This is a genomic window from Nocardia sputorum, assembly GCF_027924405.1.
Taxonomy (GTDB): domain Bacteria; phylum Actinomycetota; class Actinomycetes; order Mycobacteriales; family Mycobacteriaceae; genus Nocardia; species Nocardia sputorum.
In genome coordinates this window covers 4429436-4450918 of the sequence record NZ_AP026978.1, presented here as the reverse complement: position 1 = coordinate 4450918, position 21483 = coordinate 4429436, and the positions used below count along the sequence as shown (strand labels likewise).

General features: G+C 63.1%; 14 protein-coding genes and 2 CRISPR repeat arrays. Of the genes, 10 read left to right on the top strand and 4 right to left on the bottom strand.

Annotated elements, in window-relative coordinates; translation table 11 throughout:
* Positions 1-7 precede the first annotated feature (7 nt).
* The 10 genes from QMG86_RS20015 (at position 8) to cas2 (ending at position 15841) form a co-directional block, all read left to right on the top strand.
* Positions 8-4666, top strand: coding sequence for a P-loop NTPase family protein (locus tag QMG86_RS20015; RefSeq protein WP_281874004.1), 4659 nt, complete (start codon positions 8-10; stop codon positions 4664-4666).
* 9 nt (positions 4667-4675) lie between these two features.
* Positions 4676-4969 carry a hypothetical protein gene (locus tag QMG86_RS20010; protein WP_281874002.1) on the top strand — a complete coding sequence of 98 codons (294 nt, stop codon included), beginning with the start codon at positions 4676-4678 and terminating at the stop codon, positions 4967-4969.
* Positions 4970-5032: 63 nt separating this feature from the next.
* The gene (locus QMG86_RS20005; RefSeq protein WP_281874000.1) at positions 5033-5608 is read left to right on the top strand and encodes a site-specific integrase; all 576 of its coding nucleotides are present in this window, start codon (positions 5033-5035) and stop codon (positions 5606-5608) included.
* A gap of 954 nt (positions 5609-6562) precedes the next feature.
* Positions 6563-7699: direct repeats of the CRISPR family, unit length 37 nt; unit sequence CCAGCGCCGAGCGTTCGCGCTCGGCGAGAATCTCAAC.
* Between the two features lie 108 nt (positions 7700-7807).
* Positions 7808-10105: a CRISPR-associated helicase Cas3' gene (cas3, locus tag QMG86_RS20000; protein ID WP_281873998.1), complete on the top strand. Its 2298-nt coding sequence runs from the start codon at positions 7808-7810 to the stop codon at positions 10103-10105.
* 322 nt (positions 10106-10427) lie between these two features.
* Positions 10428-11060, top strand: a complete 633-nt coding sequence (gene cas5c, locus QMG86_RS19995; RefSeq protein WP_281873997.1) for a type I-C CRISPR-associated protein Cas5c — start codon at positions 10428-10430, stop codon at positions 11058-11060.
* Entirely contained in the window at positions 11061-12914 is a 1854-nt protein-coding gene (locus QMG86_RS19990) for a type I-C CRISPR-associated protein Cas8c/Csd1 (protein WP_281873995.1), read from the top strand.
* Between the two features lie 35 nt (positions 12915-12949).
* On the top strand, positions 12950-13897 hold the full coding sequence (gene cas7c, locus QMG86_RS19985) for a type I-C CRISPR-associated protein Cas7/Csd2 (protein WP_281873994.1): 948 nt from the start codon (positions 12950-12952) through the stop codon (positions 13895-13897).
* 6 nt (positions 13898-13903) lie between these two features.
* Positions 13904-14542: a CRISPR-associated protein Cas4 gene (gene cas4, locus QMG86_RS19980; protein WP_281873993.1), complete on the top strand. Its 639-nt coding sequence runs from the start codon at positions 13904-13906 to the stop codon at positions 14540-14542.
* On the top strand, positions 14535-15551 hold the full coding sequence (gene cas1c / locus QMG86_RS19975; RefSeq protein ID WP_281873991.1) for a type I-C CRISPR-associated endonuclease Cas1c: 1017 nt from the start codon (positions 14535-14537) through the stop codon (positions 15549-15551). The genes cas4 and cas1c overlap by 8 nt, the downstream gene beginning before the upstream one ends.
* On the top strand, positions 15551-15841 hold the full coding sequence (gene cas2 / locus QMG86_RS33600) for a CRISPR-associated endonuclease Cas2 (protein ID WP_350356338.1): 291 nt from the start codon (positions 15551-15553) through the stop codon (positions 15839-15841). The genes cas1c and cas2 overlap by 1 nt, the downstream gene beginning before the upstream one ends.
* A gap of 137 nt (positions 15842-15978) precedes the next feature.
* A CRISPR array of direct repeats spans positions 15979-16517; the repeat unit is 37 nt; unit sequence GCAGCGCCGGGCCGAAGCGCCCGGCGAGAATCTCAAC.
* A gap of 193 nt (positions 16518-16710) precedes the next feature.
* Here cas2 and istB read toward each other — a convergent pair.
* From istB to QMG86_RS19955, 4 genes are all read right to left on the bottom strand, one after another.
* Positions 16711-17499 carry an IS21-like element helper ATPase IstB gene (istB, locus tag QMG86_RS19970; protein WP_281873984.1) on the bottom strand — a complete coding sequence of 263 codons (789 nt, stop codon included), beginning with the start codon at positions 17497-17499 and terminating at the stop codon, positions 16711-16713.
* Positions 17499-18722, bottom strand: a complete 1224-nt coding sequence (gene istA / locus QMG86_RS19965; RefSeq protein ID WP_434086196.1) for an IS21 family transposase — start codon at positions 18720-18722, stop codon at positions 17499-17501. The genes istB and istA overlap by 1 nt, the downstream gene beginning before the upstream one ends.
* 140 nt (positions 18723-18862) lie before the next feature.
* On the bottom strand, positions 18863-19867 hold the full coding sequence (locus tag QMG86_RS19960) for a tyrosine-type recombinase/integrase (RefSeq protein WP_281873989.1): 1005 nt from the start codon (positions 19865-19867) through the stop codon (positions 18863-18865).
* Positions 19868-20564: 697 nt separating this feature from the next.
* Positions 20565-21482, bottom strand: coding sequence for a phosphotransferase (locus tag QMG86_RS19955; protein ID WP_281873988.1), 918 nt, complete (start codon positions 21480-21482; stop codon positions 20565-20567).
* Position 21483 lies beyond the last annotated feature (1 nt).

Sequence of the window (21483 nt, the reverse complement as noted above, 5' to 3'; positions counted from 1 at the left end):
AGGCGGAATGGTTTTGCGAGTCGCTGCGAGTCGCTGGATGTCGGGCGGGGGGCCGCTCGGGGGCGCTCGGGTGGTGAGTCAGCGTAGGCCGGGTTCGGACGTCGATCCTTACCGGCAGTTCACCGAGTCGCTGGATCGCTTGTACACGGAGGCTGGCAGGCCCACGCCTGCGCGGCTTGCGAAGCAGACGCCGGTCAAGGCGAAAACTCTCGAAGGCTGGCTCGGGGTGACAGAGCCACGGCGTATTCCCCGTGATGTCCGCGGTTTCGGCGCTCTGGTCGAGAGATTGCTGATCGACTCGGGCACCAAGTCCCATCTGATCGAGGGAAAGAAGGCCAGTTGGGAAGAATTGCGAGCAAAAGCTCGGCAATGGCGTGGTTCTAAAAGGGGGATGCGATCCAGCCAGCAAGAATCCGGCGAACAACTGTCCGCCGCGTTCGCCCAGACCGAAGAGACGAGCGACACCGGACGGCCGTGGCGAGGTTTGCACGGAGACGACGAGTCCGCAGCGTATGTCCACCCGACTGGCTGGAGTCGACTCCTCGCCCTGGATCACGAAGCCCGCAGGGCGGTGTCTCGGGAGGTGATCCCGGCCGAGGGCGGAGCGGCGTTACGCCTGCCCCGAGATTTTGAGCGTCGTGAGCTGCTGGCGGCAGTATTGGGCGATGGTCACGTGGTGGTGACCGGAGAATCCGGCGTCGGTAAGAGCGCGCTGGTCTTGGACATCATCGAACCGGCGGCGCTGGATGTGAATCAACGAGCGATCGCTGTCAACCTGCGCCAGTTGCCGGACAACCAACTTGCCTTGGCGGCGCATCTCGATAGTCCGTTGGAACAGCTGTTCGGCGAACACGCAGCCTCGGAATGGCTGTTCGTTGTCGACGGGGCAGACGCCGTTGCCGAAGGTCACGGTGCTGTCTTTGCCTATCTCGTACGGTGCGCGCACGATGCTGGGATGAGGGTGGTCGCTGTCACAGCGGCCGAGAATGCTTCAGTTGTGTCGGGAATGCTGACCTTCGACGGTGTCGCTCCGCGGGAACACAGGGTTCCGGGACTGACCGACGATGACGTGATGATTGCCGCTCGCCGCTTCCCCGGCCTTCAGCGGTTGGCAGACGATTCCCGCGCCCGCGAGCTGCTCAAGCGGCCGATCATCATCGATCTGCTCAGCAGGGTCAGCGATCTCGGCTTGCCGCTGAGTGAGTCGGAGGCGCTCGGTCATGTGTGGCGCCACCTCGTCTTCAACGGTGGACAGCCTGGCGGTGGGGCCGCTGGTGCTCGCGAGCAGGTCATGTTGAAACTCGCCGCTCAGGCCGTCAGCCCAGGTGACATCGATGAGGTTGCTGGCAGCCTCGACCAGACGGCTGTTGAGGGCTTGCGCCGCACTGGGCTTTTGCAGCCTGCGAGCGGCTTACCATGGGATCTTCTTCCCGAATTCAAACATGATCTGGTGCGCACCTATTCGATCGCGAGGTATCTGCTCAAGTCGCTTGATCTGAGCGCGGCGTTGATCTCGGCAGGGACACCACGGTGGACATTGCCTGCCGCTCGCATCGCCTGCGAGATCGTTCTGTCGGCACCGGAGGCTCCGAAGCATCCACGCGCTGGGCGGTTCGCCGCCCTTCAAATAGGATTCGACCAATTGGCCACCGGCGGACACAGCGAACGTTGGGCCGACGTCCCCACAGAAGCGCTGCTCGCCTTGCCGGGATCCGAACCACTTCTAGACGAAGCGTGGACAACGATGGAGCCGGGTATGCCCCCCGCGCTCACCAGAACGTTACGAATTCTCGATACGAGATTTCGGCGGGCTGGACAACTCGCCCCAGAGATCGCCGAGCCCATTGTGCAGCGGTTGGTCGACCAATGGCAGTCGTATGTTTCGGTCGTGGCGACCTCGAATCTGGTTCGTGACTGGCTTCGTGCGCATGTCGCGCGACGGACCGAATCGGGGCAATCGACCCGCCTGTCGATCCGCACGGCGATTTTGAAGCGGTGCTCGGAGGACGCGCGGGGATCGACTCGATTGGAGCGCCGCCGAGCGAGTGAATGGATCAGCCCACTTGAGGTCGAACTTCTCGCGCTATCGGGCCCGGATCTCGGGGCCGACGCTGCGGTCCTGTTGGCGTGCATCGCGGCCGACGAGCCGGAATCTATCGGGCCCGTCATCGAGGCGGACTGTGTCGCCGAAAGTCTGGCCTCCTACGACCCGCGTTTGCTAGTAGAACTAGCGGACGCCTACTACATCGACACGGATGGTTTCGGCTCACTGAGCCCCCTCGAAGACGGCATTCGCGATCACACCATCGGAGTATCCCCGTTTCCGGCCTTCGACCGAGGCCCCTTCGTGGCGATGTTACGCAGCGACTACCGCGGCGGCGTCGGCCTCGTCAATGCGATGCTGAACCACGCAGTCGAACACCGCATGCTCAAGGACGTTGCCCTTCAACGTGATTCCGTCGATGAGGAGGAGCGGTCATCACGTCATCCGTTGTCTATCACTGGCGCTGAGAAACTTTATATCGGCGATGAAGCTGTATGGAGGTGGTACCGCAACACCGCAGTCGGTCCGGTGCCGTGTATCAGTGCGTTGCAAGCCCTGGAGTATGTGACCGAAGAACGCGTTCGAGCCGGGGTCGGGATCGCCGAGATCACGTCGATACTTCTCGAAGACGCGGAGAGCCTCGCCATGCTGGCTCTGGTGTTTGGCATGCTGGTGCGCCACCTCGAATTGGTGGGCGAGACGATCGAGCCGTTCTTGTCTGAGCCGTTGGTGTGGGAAATGGAGAATCAGCGTGTTGGACACGAATCAAGTGGATTGGCAGCGCAAGTTCCTGAGTTATCCAACCTGGACCGTCGCACATGGAGCTTATGGCAAGTCGCCGCGTATCTCACTCACGGTGTATCGGAGGGCCGCAGCCGACAGTTGAAGTTGCTCGGTGAACAGCTGCTGGCCAGGGCTATAGCTCGAATCGACGACCCATCCACGCAGCAGGGACGAGAGCAACTTGCGATCGGCCAGAAGCGTGCCGCGGCACTCGATAGCGGTCGCTATGAAGCGGTTCAAGCGGGCGGCCTGATCTGGTGGCGTCCGATCGTAGATCGTGCACTCGATGATGTCTTCGAAACTTCGGACGCTGACCTACGTCGAGTGAATGACGTCGTCGGCCTGACCGTTCGTCATGCGCATGCCCGTGCGCAGAACGGCGGCCGTGCGCCGGACATGAGTGCTGAGGATCTCGCTGCTGATCTCGTATCAGCGAGAGATCTGCTGACTAATCCTCCACGGGCAGTGATGATTCCGACGGCTGACGGGCCGGTTGCGGTCGCAGCGACGGCCATCGAGCTTGCGTTGACCGGCCGAACCGACGTCTCGGTGGAGGACCTGCAATGGAGTGTCAGGACTGTCCTCGGCGTGGCAGAACACATCGCGGCGCATCCGACTGATGGATGGGACGACTCGTTTTTCAGTCAAGGCGTCGACCGGTCCGCAGCTGGAGTTCTGCCATATCTCCTACTTCCCGAAGCCATAGACCTCAGACGAGCTGTCGGTATCAATTCATCCGAACGGGTGCAGAAGTTCAATGATGTGATCGCGACCGTGGCGTCCTGGGCAGCGGACGAAGCCCGCCTGTTTCTTGCCCAAGCACTCGATGTGATCTGGTCGACGCCGTGCGATCCGGATCATCTGGACGGGCGCTGTCACCACCAGGTCGCAATAGAAATAGTGCAGGAGTCTTGCGCGGACTCTATCGTCGTCTCCACCGGCGAGGGGACAGATCGGCACGAGCGCCGTCTTGCCCGCCTCGGATCGCCGGTGATCGAGTCGCTCGACAACGCCGACGCCGAAACGATTCTGGTGGCGCGGCTCACTCCTGCTATCCGTGCGGTCGGTTCGGCCGCAGTGGGTAGCGTGTGCCACCAAGATGAGATCCGCAAGATGCTTGATGTGCTTCTGTCAGCACATCAACGCGCGAGGCTGGCAGGTGGACTGAACCGGCGTCGAGGCCGTTGGGACACGCTTGTGGCCGCACGTGCGGCGGTTAGGCAAGCCTTCGACGAAAATGGTGAAACCATACTGGATTTCGTGCAGCGCTATCTGAACGACGGTGAACTGCTTGCGGAATCCTTGATGGCCATTGCGGCCGCCGCCGGAGAAAACAGTACGATTGGCAGAAATGTCAGTCGACTCTGGCCCGATCTCATGGATCGTATTCTCGATGCCGCGCAGAATGATTCAGGAATACTGTCAAAACGCGGCTGGAAGGAAGTAGCACCATATCTGATCCCCGACCGGTCTCCTGGACTGGGCTATGCAACGTCAGAGAATGAAATTATATCGAGCAATTGGACCAACCTTCTCGGTTGGTCGGCGCAGGTCGAGCGCTGGCTAGAGGTCACCCCGTGCACGTCGAATAGTCTGGATCGTCTGGTCAGCGCCATTATGCAACTTGACGGCCCAGACCAAGCCGAAACTGGAATGATTTGGGTGGAGAGGCTTCTCGATCGTTGTGCGGCAATCCGTGCCCAGAGCCATGCGCTGCCGAGTTGGCTTCGGGAACGTCGCGACGATCTATCGACCGAGGATCAGACCAGACGCTGGCAACGAATGGTCGATATGCTTCTCGTGGCAGGCGACAGACGAGTAGCCGCCCTCGCCGACTAGCGGCAGGATATGTTCCCTTACATTTGTGGTCGGGTAGCGACTGCTTCGTCGGGTGGCGGCGTACGTCGCGGTACAGCCGAGAGCTTCTACGAAGACTATGAGGAAGCGGTATGGTGGTGCGACTACGTCGCCCGCCACGGCCTGGACCAAGCACGGCTGATCCTCGACGCCAAACGCGGCGGATCCGGCGATGGCACGCTGCTGGCGGACTGGCTCAACGACCACGCCGACCGGCTACTGAAGGTCGGCAGCATCGACGCGCCCACGCATCGCCACTACCTGGCTACGTCCGCAACGACATAACCCCGTTCTTCGGGGAAACCGCGCGCCTGGACGCGGTCACCCAGGACACCGACGCCACGGATCGTGTTCCTCAGCCAGGACAAGGGCAACGCGCCCAAGACGATCAAGAACAAGCACGGCTTCCTGTCCAGCGGCATGCGCGCGGCGGTCGAGCAGCGTCCGGTGCCGTTGTTGCCGTTCAACCCATGCTCCGGGGTGCGGCTGCCCGCCGATCGCGGCACCGAGCACGACATCTTCGACAACGACGAAAGAGAGTTGTTCGAGGAGCTGATTATTGCTCGGTGGCGTCCGCAGGCCGAGTTCGGTCTGGTGTCGATGGCACGGCCCTCGGAGGTCGGGGCGCTGCTGGTGCGTGACGTGCACCCCGTGACCGGCGCGGTGCGGATCACCAAGGCGTGGAAGGACGCCGGGTCGCGTCTGGTTCTGGGCGCCCCCAAGACCGCGCGCGGTACCCGCACCGTCAACATCCCGGTGCAAACCCTGGAGCGGCTGGATCTTTCTCGTCCAGCGGACGAGTTTGTTCCACACCCGCCACGACACGCCGATCCGGGCGTCCTACTTCTACGAGAAGGCATGGCAACCGGCGCTGCGGCGCCTCGACGCGCTCGCCTCTGCGGCTGCGGCGTTCGAGTGTGGTGAGAACATCCGCGCGCGGGCCCAGCTGAGCCCGTTCACGAAGAAGGCGCAATGGCGTGGCGCCGACCCCGAGGCGCTGATCGCGCAGTACGGCACGGCGGTGAAGACTCTGCGGATCAAGCACCTGCCGCCGTACACGTTGCGCCACACTGGCATCTCGTGGAAGTTGCAGGACGGTGTGCCCATCTTCGTGGTATCTCGTGACGCGGGGCACGAATCGGTTGCCGTGACCGACCGCATCTACGGTCACAACGACCGCCGTGCCAGCGAATCCGCTGCCCAGGTCATCGCGCACCGGCTTCCTCGGGTCCGCGCGAACATGCTCGCGCTGGCTGCCTGACCGGCAGCCGGCCGCAACCCCCCGATCGATCCGAGCGAAATCCATTGCATTGCAGTTTATATCACCGTGAACGGAATGAATTGGAATGCAATGCAATTTACGTACTTAGTTGTGATAGCCGCGTATTCGAATCCCTGGAGTTGTAGCTGCGCGGTTTCGTGCCATCATTGCGGGTTCCGAGGGGCTCGGGCAGCCTCGTGGCCGACCGTACTGCGACACGTTGCTGAGATCAGAGATGTCCGAGCTAACCCCCGCTCGAGCGTCCCCAATGAGTGAAATCCATTGCATGCGAATCATTCCCAGCGGGCAGAATGACAAACGGGTCGGAACGGAATTCCCATGCTGACAGACTCAGGAGCAAGAACCTGATCAGCGTGCTGGGCCGCTGCGAGTTCCGGACCGCGCCGCTGGCGGCACGGTCCGGCTGCCGACAAGTGCGGTGCGGCGCATGAATTACCAAAACCTCGTTCGTATTGATCCACGCTCGGCTCGGAACCTCAAGCGCGACGAAGTCACCAGGAGGGTTCCGAACCAGTGACCAGGGAGAACAACATCTGATGACCAATGCATCGCGATGCAATCTGTATGCTTCCGGTGAAAAGCCCAGGTCATCGAGCCCAGCGCCGAGCGTTCGCGCTCGGCGAGAATCTCAACTCCGAAGGAAGGTTCGATGGCGGTGTGAGCCCCTATGCCAGCGCCGAGCGTTCGCGCTCGGCGAGAATCTCAACCCGGCCCTGAGCTGGTCCGCACCCTCCCCCGAAGAGCCAGCGCCGAGCGTTCGCGCTCGGCGAGAATCTCAACCAGTGCGGCGGATCGCAATACATCCGCTCGACCCGGACCAGCGCCGAGCGTTCGCGCTCGGCGAGAATCTCAACGCGCAGCAGCGCGCGCTCGAACAGCTCGCGCTTTGTCCAGCGCCGAGCGTTCGCGCTCGGCGAGAATCTCAACATTGAGGAGCCGGCGCCGCTGCCGTGGCTGTCCGAACCAGCGCCGAGCGTTCGCGCTCGGCGAGAATCTCAACACCGACCGATGCGACGACTGCGGCGACTACTCGACCCAGCGCCGAGCGTTCGCGCTCGGCGAGAATCTCAACGTCGGCCACATCGATGCGTGAGTGCGGGAAGTCGACGCACCAGCGCCGAGCGTTCGCGCTCGGCGAGAATCTCAACAATGTGACCGACGTCGATGAGGCACTGCGCAAGTACACCAGCGCCGAGCGTTCGCGCTCGGCGAGAATCTCAACTTCACGCCGTTGATGTAGACGCTGTAGACGTTGTTCCAGCGCCGAGCGTTCGCGCTCGGCGAGAATCTCAACATCAACGATCTTGGGGTGCCCGAGCGGCTGTTTCCGCCAGCGCCGAGCGTTCGCGCTCGGCGAGAATCTCAACATCCGGGCGATGAAGGTGACATCGCCGAGTACTCCCCGCCAGCGCCGAGCGTTCGCGCTCGACGAGAATCTCAACAGAAGGAGCAGGCCCAGAAACTGGAGCAGAACCTGCCAGCGCCGAGCGTTCGCGCTCGGCGAGAATCTCAACAGGCTGGCCGTCTGCACAGTCAACAGACCGACGTCGGTCCAGCGCCGAGCGTTCGCGCTCGGCGAGAATCTCAACTGCCACTGGTTCGACACGGCGCCACTGTTCTGGACCAGCGCCGAGCGTCCGCGCTCGGCGAGAATCTCAACAGCACGGTCAGCTCCCGTTGCGCTCCGGTGGCGCACCCAGCGCCGAGCGTCCGCGCTCGGCGAGACTCTCCACGGTCGCGGAAACGTCTACACCCGTGGGTTTGCCATCGCCAACGCCGAGCGTCGCGCTGCCTAGTCGTTGGTCGGATGAACGGTCGGTGCTCGGGGATAGATTGGCGGAATGGTTCTTTGGGCGCACAGCCGGAGTGCGGTGTCGGGAGTTCGCCACGGGCTCGATGAGCATTGCAGGTCGACTGCGCTGTGGGCGTCTCGCTTCGCTTCGGTGTTCGGCGCGGGGGAGTTGGCGTATGTGTTGGGGTTGTTTCATGATGCGGGGAAGGCGTCGTGTGCTTGGCAGCAGCGGTTGTTGGAGGTGGAGGGCACCGCGAACCGGGTGGGGGTTGCGCATAAGCAGTTGGGTGCGCGGTTGGTCTTCGATGTTTGTGGTTTGGCAGCGATGGCGGTGTTGGGTCATCACGGAGGTTTGACGAATCCCTCACAGCTGAGGGATGTCCTGACCAGTTTGCTCAGCGATGACGATGATGAGGCTGCGGCTCGGTTCTTGTTCGCTGTGCCAGAGGCTTCTGGTGTGTTCGCTGGGCGGCGGTTGTATCCGGGTAGGTGGCGGGGGGTGTCGGAGAAGCTGGTGTGGGAGATGCGGCTGCGGATGGTGTTTTCGGCGTTGGTGGATGCCGATCATCTGGATACCGCAGCACACCAACGTGGCCTGCCGGGCCCGCAGGTCGCGCCGCCGACGGATATGCGGATGCTTGTGCAGCGGTTCGAACGCCGTCGTGCGGCGCTGATTGATGATCGGGGCGACGAGATCGGTCAGTTGCGTTCGCAGGTGTATGAGGCCGCGGTGGCGGCTGCCGCTGGCGAACCCGGCCTGTACCGGCTGGCGGCACCGACGGGCTTGGGAAAGACGTTCGCGCAGGGGGCGTTCGGGCTGCATCATGCAGCGCAATGGGGCAAATCGCGGGTGATTGTGGCGGTGCCTTTCATCACGATCACCGAGCAGAACGCTGATGTCTACCGGCGATTGCTCGATGACAGTGACGAGCCGGTGGTACTGGAGCATCATTCGAGCGTCCGCTTCGATGAACGCGACGACAGCCAAGACCCGGCCGTGACCAGTACCCGTGATCGGTGGGCGCGGTTGGCGGCGGAGAACTGGGACGCGCCGTTCGTGGTGACCACCACGGTGCAGCTGTTCGAGTCATTGTTCGGCCGCAGACCTTCTGAGGTCCGCAAGGTGCACCGGTTGGCGAACGCGGTTGTGATCCTGGATGAGGTGCAAGCACTGCCGACGCGGCTGTTGCTGCCGATCTTGAGTGGATTGCGGATTCTCGCGGAGGCTTTCGGTACGACAGTGTTGTTGACCTCGGCGACGCAGCCGCAGTTTCAGGCGCTGTCGGTGTGGAAGGCGTCCGAGACCTACGACGAGGTTCGTATCAGAGAGATCATCGCAGATCCGCAACCGCTGTTTCATCGAGCCCGCCGAGTGCGCTACGAGTGGCGGCTGGATCCGAAACCGACCTGGCAGGAGATCGCCGATGCGGTGATCGGGCAAGCCCAAGCAATGGTGGTTGTCAACTCCGTTGCTGATGCTCGAGGCCTGTTCCGGTTGGTTTCGCGGCATCGGAACGATGTGTGGCACCTGTCGACTCGAATGTGCCCCATTCACCGCCGCGCTGTTCTGGCGAAGGTGACCGAGCGGTTACGGGCGGGTCGGCCGACAGTCCTCGTCGCGACGCAGTTGGTGGAGGCCGGTGTTGATCTCAGCTTCCCGACGGTGTGGCGCGCGTTGGCTCCGGCTGACTCGCTGCAACAGGCTGCCGGCCGCGCCAACCGCCACGGCGAACACGACGAAGGTGGGCTGGTTGTTGTCTTCGACCCCGCAGAGGGTCGTCGCCCTACCGAGTATGAGCTGGCGTGCTCGCTGACGGTGACGCATTTCGGGCCTGACGGAGCCGCACTGGACGATCAACGGGCGTTGGCTCGCTACTACGAAGAGCTATACGCCGATCTGCAGCTCGACCAGCATCGGGTGGATTCATCGAACGCGCCCGTAGGTCAAGTTGTTCAACGTAATCGAGAAGGGCTGGACTTCATCGCGGTGTCCGATGGTCCGCTCGTGGACGCCGGTGGTTCGAAGCGGCGCGATCGGAAAAGAGCGTTCCGGATGATCACTGACGAGTCGATGCCGGTGGCCGTCCTTGATCACGAGGACGCCGCACGGGTAGAAGCGATGCTGGCTGACCTCGCTGCGGGCACCGTGCGGGCTGGCGCTGCGCTTCGACAGTTGCAACCGTGGATCGTCCAGTTGCGCACGAGCATCACTCAACGGCCTGAAGTGGCGGCCCTGATCGATGCTGTTGTCGGTGATCTTGGTGTATGGAAGGGCGCTTACGACTGGGATCCCCGAACTGCCCGCGGCGTCGGGCTCGATGAGGGCAGTATTTCAACAGTTTTCTGACCGGAAGCCGGAGCTGCCTGGCTGTCGCATAAGAGGGCCTGCTGACGCGGTTCGAGCAGTACCTGTCGAATGCTCGACATTTCACGCCGAACAGTTCTTTTCGGATGACGTTTTCCGGCTCGTTTAAAGCGACTGGTCGGTTGAATTCTCCCTCCTCTGGTGGCTCGAGGGGCGACATGGTGCGGCTGATGGCGTAGATCCGTCAATCGCTGCGAACTTGTCGGTGCCATAAGGCATGATCCCGCAACGGGTTCGAGGGCATACGTGATCTACCACCGCGATCACGTCTTGCTCAATGGGTTCCGGAAGGATGGGGTGGTTCATGGTTTTGGTTATTCAAGTTCACGGTCCGGGCGCGTTGTTCACGCAGCCGGGGTTGACTGCTGAGCGGTTGACGTATTCGGTGATGACGCCGACTGCAGCGACTGGGGTGTTGACGGCGATTTACTGGAAACCGGAGTTCCGGTATCGGATACAGAAGATCGAGGTTCTTAGTCCGATCAGGACGTTTACGTTGCGCCGTAACGAGACCACGGACCTGGCTTCGCTGACCGATGCGGTGTCCGCGGGTCGGACGGTCGACACCGTTGCACATCGCGTGCAACGGAATGCGTTGTGCTTGAAGGATGTCGCTTACCGTATCCATGCGCAAATCGAGTTGATGCCGCATGCGGACAAGCCCGAGGCGGCGTATCGGGATCAGCTGCGGCGGCGGGTGGCCCGCGGGCAGTGCTTCAGCCAGCCGTACCTGGGTACGCGGGAGTTCCCCGCGGCGTTCGAGGAACCGGACGATCGCGCACCGATTGAGGTATCGGCCGATCTGGGGATGATGCTGCACAGCATCGACTACTCGACTACGCCGCGTCGGTCCATGTGGTTTCGTGCCCGCCTTATGCATGGTGTGTTGGAGGTCCCCAGGCGCGGGATCGGAGACGATGCGGTGGGGGTGTCCTGAATGTTGTTGGAACGTTTGACCTCCTATGCGAGGGAGAATCGCAGCGCAGTGCCGGCGTTTCACCGAGATCGAGAGTTTCGGTGGAAGTTGGATATCCGCACCAACGTTGCGCCGACTTTGCAGCCGCTGCGCGATCAGGACAGGCCGAAGCGAGGGGTCGTGCACACTGTGCCGGCGTCGACTCGCACCGTGGGAATATCGCCGAATCTCGCGGCCGACGATGCTCAGTACGTTCTGGGTTGGGGAGATGACAGTACCGACGAGTCGCGGGTCGCCGACTGTCACAGCGCGTTCGTCGCTTTGATCGATGACTGGGCTGCCGAGGTACCCGCCGAGCAGGACCGGATACCGCACCTCTTGGCCGATCTATATCGTTCCGGCGCCTTGGCAGCGCTGGCGCGTCCAGAGGAGGTGCGCGCGAAGGACGGCGTGGTAATCGCGGTCGACGGCCGGTATGCCTACCGCAGTCCGAGCGCGGCGGAGTTCTGGCGGACCCGTGTCGGCCTGACGAAAGGCAGTGGGCGCAGGGGGGTATGCATGGTATGCCGACGTCTGGCCCCGCTGGCGAACACGATCCCGGGCAAAGTCCCTGCGACGCTGGTACCCGGCGCCAGCAACGACACGGCGCTGGTCAGCATCAACGAGCGGATGTTCGGCTACGACTTGGCCCCTCAACTGACCCACACTCCGATCTGCTTGACGTGCGCCGACGATGTGATGGTCGGGCTGACCGGTGTTTTATCTTCTGACCACGCGCTGACCTACTCAGGACAGGACACGCGAGTTGCGTGGTGGGTCGCCGAGACCGACGAACCCGACCGCATGCAACTGATGCTCGAACCCGATCCGGCCGAGGTCGACGCGTTCTTCGAATCGGTACACCAGGCTCGCGAACGCACCCAGCGTCTCCACGGCCGGTTCTGCTGGTTGGCTGTCGGCGGCAACGTCGCCCGGATCATGGTCCGCGAATGGCTCGATATCGCCCTGACCAGCAAAGACGATGGCGTCGTCAACCACGACACCAACATCCTGGCATGGTTCACCGATCACAAGAACACCCCACGGAGGACCCAGCCGCTACGGCGGCGGGACGGGACCGAAATTCCCGCTGGCAAGTGGGTGCACAGCCCAACTGCTCTCGCGGCGTGTCTGGGCCGCTGGGATGAGAACAGTAAGCGCTACCGACCGTTCGGCGCTAAGAACGCCGACCGACCCGACCATGCTCTGCATCAGCTCTTACGGGTGGCGGTGCTCAACGAGCCGTTACCGGTGGCAATGCGCTCACACCTGATCCACCGCATCCGCAGCGACAGCCGGATCGACGACCACCGCGCCGCGCTTGTGCGGCTCGCCTTATCCCGAAACCCGCACCGACCGAAGGACGACACGGTACCGATGTCCCTGGACGAAACCTGCACCGATCCCGCTTATATCGCTGGCCGGCTGTTCGCCGCCTTGGAGGACACTCAACGAGCCGCACACCGCAAACCCAAGAGCGAGCCGGACAGCTCGACCGAGCCGGACCAAGAGGCGGCAGGCGATGTCGCGCGGCGCGAGGTCAACAGCACTTTCGGTGACCGCTTTCTGCGCCGCGCCGTCGATACGCCCAGACCCGTTCTGGTGCAGGGGCGCAAAGAAGCCGCTGCGTGGCTGACTAAGATCCGCCGCCGCGACAGCTCCAGACGCGCTGGCTGGTACAAGAACCGGTTGACCGAGCTGTATGACCTGCTCGAACAGGCAGGGGGCGTTCCGATGCGCAACAACTTGCGCCAGCAGGAGCAATTCATTCTCGGCTACCACCATCAGCTCGCCCACCGGACCATCCCCACGAGCACAGCCACCGACCAGGCGTGACAACTCGACACCCTTCAGGAAGGACTCCCACTCCGATGACTGCTCACCCTGCCGCACACCTGAACCCTGCGGTGCGTCACGACATGGTTTTTCTGTTCGATGTCACCGACGGCAACCCCAACGGCGACCCCGACGCAGGCAACCAGCCACGCGTCGACCTCGAATCCGGCCACGGACTGGTCACCGACGTGTGCTTGAAACGTAAGATCCGCGACGGCCTGGCCTTGGCCGCAGCGGGCAATCCGCGCTACGGCATCTTCGTCGAGGCCGGTCACGCGCTGAACACCCGGCTCAAAGAATCCCTGACAGCCACCGGGGTCGAGACACCCGCAAGCAACACTCGGAAGAGTGGCAGAGAGAAAGCGAAACTGACGGCAGACCAAGCTGCGGCGGCGAGGATCTGGCTGTGCGACCGGTATGCCGATATCCGATTGTTCGGGGCGGTGTTGTCCACCGGCGAGACCAACGCGCTGGGCAGCATCCGTGGCCCGCTGCAGTTCGGGATGGCCCGCTCACTCGACCCGGTCATCCCCACCGAACACGCCATTACTCGTGTCACCCAAACCCGCCAAGAAGACATCGACAACGGGGAAAGCACAGAGATGGGCTCCAAATGGACTGTGCCCTACGGACTGTACCGGGTCGAGATCACCTACTCCGCCGCCCGCGGCGGCCAGACAGGCGTCGACACCAAAGATTTCGAACTGCTTTACCAAGTGATGGAAATGATGTTCGATCACGATGCCTCGGCAACTCGCGGCCGTATGAGCGCGCGCGGACTGCACGTATTCAGCCACGACAACGTCTTCGGCAACGCTCCCGCCCACAAACTTTTCGCCCACGTCAAGATCGACGCGAACCGAGACCCACAGCAACGTGAGACTGCTGACTGGAGCCCACGCCAGTTCAGCGACTACACCGTGACACCGGTAGACACCGGTGCCCTGCCGTCCGGTGTCACCTACACCGAAGTGTTCAGCTGACCGGTGATGCCGGAGCAGTCTCTCACCAACGACCGATGGAGTGTGCCGATCTCGGCGATCGAGCATCACGCCTACTGCCCCAGGCAGGCGGTGCTGATCTGGCAGGAAACCTATTTCGAGTCCAACACCGACACCGTCCGCGGCGACCTTGCGCATGAGGCAGTCGACCGCGGCGGCACACTGACCGGACGCACAGGCGCACGCATATGGCGTGCGCTGCCCGTGCACAACCACGAACTGGGGATCCACGGCATCTGCGACACAGTTCACCGCACACCGGGCGGTCCGATACCAGTCGAACACAAATCCGGCCGCTACACCCCCGGCGGCCCAGCCGACCTACAGGTGGCAGCGCAGGTCTTGTGTCTGCGAGAAATGTTCGACCAACCCGTGCCGCACGGAGAGTTGTTCGCGGGAAAGAGCCGCCGACACTACCGCATCGCCGTCGACAGCGCCCTCGAAGCTGCAGTGCGAGACGCAATTGAGCAGTTGCGGCGACGCATCACCGAATTCACACCGCCGCCACCGGCGAACGACCACCGCTGCACGCGATGCTCGCTACGCCCGGGCTGCCTACCAGAAACAGCACGGCGAAACTCGATCGACTTGTTCACACCGCGACCAATCCGAAACCACGATGACTGAGCTGCTCAAAACCCTCTACGTCACCACACCAGGCACCAGCCTGCACCTCGACGGGGACGCGCTGCGCGTCTATCACCCGGACAAGCCGGGTCGACATCTGCTGCCTCTCATCCGCCTCGATCACATCGTTGCCTTCAACGGCGTAACCATTACCGACGACCTCATGCACCGATGCGCCGCCGACGCACGCGGCGTGACGTGGCTGACACGCAACGGCAAGTTCCTCGCGCGAGTCAGCGGACCTCTGACCGGCAACCCACACCTGCGCATCCAGCAAATCCACGCCCACCACAACCCGGACCTGCGGTTGGCCATCGCCCGATCGATGGTCGCAGGCAAGCTGCACAACTACCGTCAGCTACTGCTGCGGTCAGCGCGCGATCTCACCAGAGACCGGCAAACCACACTTCGCGCCATCGCAGACCGCCACGGCACATCACTGATCACCCTGCGAGATGCCGCCACGCTGGACGAGATACGCGGCATCGAAGGCCGCGCCGCCCGCGACTACTTCCAAGCAATGCCCACCCTGGTGCCTGGCGCCAAAGTCGGCAGAAACAAACGACCAGCCACCGACCCGGTCAACTGCCTACTGTCATTCGGCTACGGCATGCTCCGTGCCGCTGTCCACGGCGCCCTCGAACAAGTCGGGCTCGACCCCTACATCGGATACCTTCACGGTATCCGTCCGGCCAAACCCGCACTTGCACTCGACCTTATGGAAGAATTCCGGCCGCTGCTGGTCGACCGCCTCGTGCTCACTTTGCTCAACCGAACACAAATCAAACCAACCTATATGCAACAACTCCCAGGCGGACAGATCCACCTGACTGACGAAGGCCGCAAATTCTTCCTCGAACAATGGTCCACAGCACGCGAACGTACGTGGCCCCACGCCTATCTCGACCGCGAGATCCCCGCTGCGCTTCTCCCACTCGTCCAAGCGCGACTACTGGCCCGCCACCTACGTGGCGACACCGATACGTACATCCCCTGGACAGTGTCCTGATGGAACTTCTCATCACCTACGACGTAGACACCACCACCCCAGCGGGCACCCGCAGACTCCGTCACGTCGCGAAGACTTGCGAAGGATACGGACACCGCGTCCAAAAATCCGTCTTTGAAGTCACATGTACCCCAACAACCCGCCTACTGCTAGAAGCTGCCCTCGCCAGAATCATCGACTCGGCACACGACAGCATCCGCATCTACCAACTCGACCGCGGCGCCTTTCGGACAGCCCGACACCTCGGTGCCGCGGTGCAACCGCCGCACTCCACGCCCCTGGTCCTGTAACGACTCGGTTCGGAACCCCAAACGCAACCACAACAACAGGAACGTTCTCAACCCGCGACCAGGGCAAGCGATAGTTCGATAAGCCGAAAGCACCATCTGTTCCATATGCTGAGGCGAAAATTCGCAGCTCATCCAGGGCAGCGCCCGGCCGAAGCGCCCGGCGAGAATCTCAACAACGAGGCCAAGGCGGCAGCGGCAGCCGCGCGGGTGGCAGCGCCGGGCCGAAGCGCCCGGCGAGAATCTCAACCCCGACGGGGTGACGTGGGGGCCGGTGGACGGCAGCAGCGCCGGGCCGAAGCGCCCGGCGAGAATCTCAACACCAACGTAACCCCGTAATGCATGAACGGGGCCCCGCAGCGCCGGGCCGAAGCGCCCGGCGAGAATCTCAACAACCAGATCGCGGGTGTCGTCGGGCACGCCCTGCGCAGCGCCGGGCCGAAGCGCCCGGCGAGAATCTCAACTTGAGCAGATGACCACCATTCGCAGCGCCCGAGCTGGCAGCGCCGGGCCGAAGCGCCCGGCGAGAATCTCAACCACACCATCGCTGCCAAAATGACCGCGCATCGGGCAGCGCCGGGCCGAAGCGCCCGGCGAGAATCTCAACGCGAGCATGGTCACTTGGTTGTTGAAGTGCACCACGCAGCGCCGGGCCGAAGCGCCCGGCGAGAATCTCAACGGCATCGTGTGGTTCGTGGTGCTCGCATGGTCGAGACTGCGTCGGGCTGAAGTGCCCGGCGAGAATCAACGCCTTTCGCTTCGGGAGTGCGTGACTGCATCGCCCTCGCAGCGCTGGGTCGGAACTTCCGTGTCGACGCTCTTCGAAATGTAGGCCGGTGGCGCTCGTTGAAGATCGGCCACTTGGTGGTTGTTTAGTCTGCCGTGTTGTCTGTCCGCATGGACGGGAGTGTGTCGATTTCGGTGTTGCGGAGTCGGTAGCTGTTTCCTTTCAAGGTCAGGACGTCGGCGTGGTGGACGATTCGGTCGATCATCGCCGCGGCAACGACGTGGTCGGAGAACACGTCGCCCCAGCGGGAGAACGGCAGGTTCGAGGTCAGGATCAGCGAGGCGTGTTCGTAGCGGCTGGAGACCAGTTGGAAGAACAGGTTCGCTGCGTCTTGTTCGAAGGGGATGTATCCGACCTCGTCGACGATCAGTAGTCCGTAGCGGCGGAGTTTGGCCAGTTCGGCGGCGAGGCGGCCGTGCTGGTGGGCGGTTTGTAGGCGGGTGACCCATTCGACGGCGGTGGCGAACAGGACGCGGTGGCCGTGGTGGGCGGCGGCGATACCCAGCCCGATCGACAGGTGGGTTTTGCCGGTTCCCGGTGGCCCGAGTAGCACCACGTTCTGGGCTTTGGTGATGAACTGGCCGGTGCCCAGATGTGCGATGGTGTCGCGCTTGAGGGCGGGCTGGTGGTCGAAGTTGAATTCCTCGATCGCTTTGCGGGCGGGGAATCCTGCTGCGCGGATCCGGATTTCGGCGCCGGAGGACTCTCGGGATGCCACTTCGCGGGACAGGACCGCGGCGAGGTATTCCTCATGCGTCCAGCCGGCGTCGCGGGCTTGGTCGGCCAGGCGGGCGGCGCTGTCGCGGATGCGGGGGGCCTTCAACGCGTTGGCGTAGTACTCGATCTGCTTGGCGGTATCGGCGGGTGCGGCCATCACGCGACACCCTCGCCGCCGAAGTCGACGCCGAAACAGGTGTCGTAGTCCGCGAGGTTACGCACCAACCCGCCGTCATCGACGCTGACGGTCCGAGATTGTTTGTGTCCGAATGCTTCCCGCAATTGCGCAGCGGTGTGGACATGGGTGGGGTCGGTGATGGTGACCGCTTTCGACCAGGCTCTGCGGTGGGTGGCCACCAGCAGCCCGTCGCAGCGGGCGGTGACGGTATCCAGATCGGCACGAATGTCGATAAACCGTCCGATCACCGTCGGGTCGATCGAGTAGTCGTTGCCCAAGACACGCAGGTAGTAGTCACGCGGCAGCCTCGCGCGGCTGGTGAACCCGACCGCCGGGGCGATCGGCGGCAGTGTCGTCATCGCGGCCCGGTCGATGCCGACCAGCTCCGCTGGGGAACCCGCGATGCGCCGGACGTGTCGAGCGTTGGCGATCGGCAGCCACTCGGCGAGCTGGGTGTTGAAATCTCCTGGTGAACTGAACGACCGGCCGGGCAGGAACGAGGTCTCGAGATAGCCGTTCACGCGTTCGACGATGCCCTTGGACTCCGGGTCGAACGGCTTGCACTGGACGATGCGGGTGGCCAGCATCCCGGTGAACGCCACCACCCCAACGGCCAGGTGTCCGCCCTTGCCGATCCCTGATTCGTTGTCCCACAACAGCCTGCGCGGGACTTTCCCCAACTGCCCCGACAGCAGCGACCACATCCCGGCCAGCAGATCCGCGGTGGTCCGGGTCGGAATCATCATCGCAGTGATGAACCTCGAGAACGAAGCCACCATCACCAGCACCGGGGGTGTCCCGACCTGCCCGGCGCCCAACGGGATCGGTGTCGGTGGGAACCACAGATCGCACTGCGCCTGATCCCCGGGCCGATACTCCAGCCGGTCCGCCGGATCCTTCGGTGCGTACTGCGGCCGCAGGGCCGCGACTTTCTTACGGAACCACGACGGTGACCCCGCCCAGCCCACCCGCTCGGCGATCACCGACGCCGGCATCGCCGGGAACTGCGCCAGCAGCTCCCGCACCAGCGGCTCGAACTCGTCGAACGCCGAGGGACCCGACACCCGCTGGTATCGCGGCGGCGACTCCGAGGCAATCGCCCTCGAGACCGTGTCCCGCGAGATGCCCAACCGGGACGCGATCGCCCGCATCGACAGGCCCTCACTCGCATGGAGATACCTGATCTGCGCCCATTCCTGCACTGAGATCACCCTTCCGATCGTGGATGGGTGGCCGATTTTCAAAGAGCGCCGGTGGCCGGATTTTCGAAGAGCGCTGACATTCCGGACCGGTCTTGGTGAGATAGGTCTGGTCGAGACCTTCGGTGAGGCGCGCTTGGACGTTAGATTGCGAGGGGGTGCGGTTCGCCAGTGAGTGCGGTTACGGCTGATGCGACTTCTTCGATGGATGCTCGGACGTATGTGAGGGTGGCGCCGTCTTGGCCGGTTGGTCCGGCGTGGGCCGCGAATGCGCGGGCGGTGGCGTATCCGAAGTTGCGTTCGACCCAGGTCAGGGTGGTGTGTCGGAGCCAGTGGGTTGTTATCTGCTGGGTGGCGACCCAGGGTAGGTGGCGGCCGATTCGATTCCAGAGGTGGTCGTACCGGCGTCGGGTGATCGGACGGCCGTGTTGGTATCGCAACAGTTGGAGTCCTGGATCGGGGCTTCGTTCACCGTGTGCGATCAATCGGGTCATCAAGGTGGGGGAGACCGGCTGCCAGTGCAGGGTTCCGCCCTTGCCGGACAGTCGGATCAAGCATTGCTCGGGGTCGAGGTCTTCTTGGCGAAGTTTGAGGGCGCCACCTGTGCGGCAGGCGGTTTCGAGGTGTAGTCGCAGGAGGAGGGTGTCGAGTTCGGGGTCGTCTCCTGTGGTTGCGGCGGCATGGTTGATTTGTTCGAGTTGGCGGGTGGACAGTGCGCGACGTGTGCCGGGAAGTCGTGGTGGCTTCTCCAGATGCGCGGACGGGTTGGTGGAGGCGGAAATGTGCCCGTCGTTGCTGGCGTATCGGTAGAGGCAGCGAATGGCGCAGACCATGTGTTCGGCGGCGGATCGCCCTCCGCGGTTATTGCGGCGCACGACGGCGGTACGTCGAGCCTGCTCAACGAAACCCTGTAGTTCGAGGTGTGTTGGTTGGTCGATTGGGCGGTCCGGCCAACGCCGACTGAGTTGACGCCAGTAGGGAAGGTAGGTGCGTCGGGCTCCGGCGGGAACCGCTTCGGCGACTCGCGGTACGTACTCAGCGAAGGTTGGCGTTTTGCTGGCGGGGGTTGTCGTGTGCAGTAGTTCTTCCGGGCGGATTCCCAACCGCTCCAGAAACAGCCGGGCAACCTCGTGGTCGTCGGGGATCATGCCGCACCGTGGAGGAGTGCTAAAGCAGATGACAGGGCCTCGTACACGATCGGCGCCGGGACGATGGCGACGACATCGGCATTGGGTATGGCGATGAGGAGGAGGGGATCGCCGAGAACGATGCCGGTGGCGCGCCGTGTCGCTGCGGGCAGTCGTATCTGTCCTAGTCGGCTGATCCTATGGCGGGTTGCGTGGGGATGGGCCGACCGGATGGCGATGAGATGTCCAGCGACGGTATAGGTGATGGGTTGGCCTGCTGGCCAACGTAGTTCAGCGAATATGCGGCGGCCGGATAGTCGCGCACGGTCGTTGATGATGGATACCGCGATCGTCGAAGGCCCTATATGGCGCTTGCGTGTGGCGAGGGCCGGATCTGCGGGCAGAGGGAGGCCTGCACGTGGCTGAATAGACATGGACACTTTCTTTCTCGGTCCAGTCTGCCGATTCTCCCTATCTCCATGAAAGCTGATCATCGACAATCGCGCCACCGCAGCTCGAGAAGAGATCGCCCCTCGCGGAGCGTGGGTCGGCACTACCGTGGTGTCGACTGAGCTGGTCACTGTGGCGCCGGTGCGTGTGAACCGGATGGCGGTGGCGTCGATCTGTCGCGGACCCTGCCAACTGCCGTGCTGGCTCTCCACCGACATATTTGGGGTGGCGGCTGCCCGGACCCTCGGGTTGCGGTGGGTCGGCGATGTCAGCTGCCTTGTGTTCGGTACTGGCTCCACTGTGTCGTTCGGTTGCCTGCGCGGATGTCGTCTAGTCGTTGGCGTAGTCGCTGGGCGTATGCGGGTGAACTCGTAGCTCGGCGAAGGGGGCCGGTTAGTTGTACGAGGTCTCGCATGTCCAGCAGCAAGTTGTAGCCGGACCAGGCGGACAGGTCGTAGCCGTATTCGTCGATGAAGTTGCGGACCCAGGTGTGGTCGCGTCCGTAGCGGACCGAAGCGTGCCATGTAGGGATCAAGTCGACTTCGCGCGGGCCGACGCTCACCCAGTCCCAGTCGCCGAGGATTGCCGTCTTGGGATCGGCTCCGTTGTCCCACAGTAGGTTTCCTGCCCATGCATCGCCGTGGATGAGACCGAGTCCGAGGGGCCAGTCGAGCTCACTCAGCTCTTTGCGGATCTCGTCGATGCGTTCGAGAAGCCAGGACTGTTCGTCGTGTGTGATCGAGTCGAGAGCATGCTGTTCCAGTAGTGCCCCGTGCAGCGACTCCAGGGGCGTCCACGTCGGCAACTCCAGGGCCGACGGTGCGGGGAGGTCATGCAGGGTGCGCAGCAGCCGTCCGAGTTCTGTGGAGGTCGGCGCCGGGGTGTCGTCTGTCTGTGGATAGTAGGTCCAGAATCCGATGGTGTGTCCGGCGATCTCGATCGGTTCCACCCCAGGAAGTGGAGCTGTGGCATCGAAATTGTATGCGGTGGTCAGCCATTGTGTTACGGCGTATGTGCGGATCTGTCGGTCTGGATCCGCCTCTGTCCGGCTGACCCGTGCGACTGCGTCATGGCGTGGTAGCACATAGACGGCGTTGCTCGAATGATGAATAAGGACTGCGTCTGTCGGGTCCAGCCCACGAGCTTCGCATCCTTGGCGCAGCACGGTTCCGATCGTTGATGACATG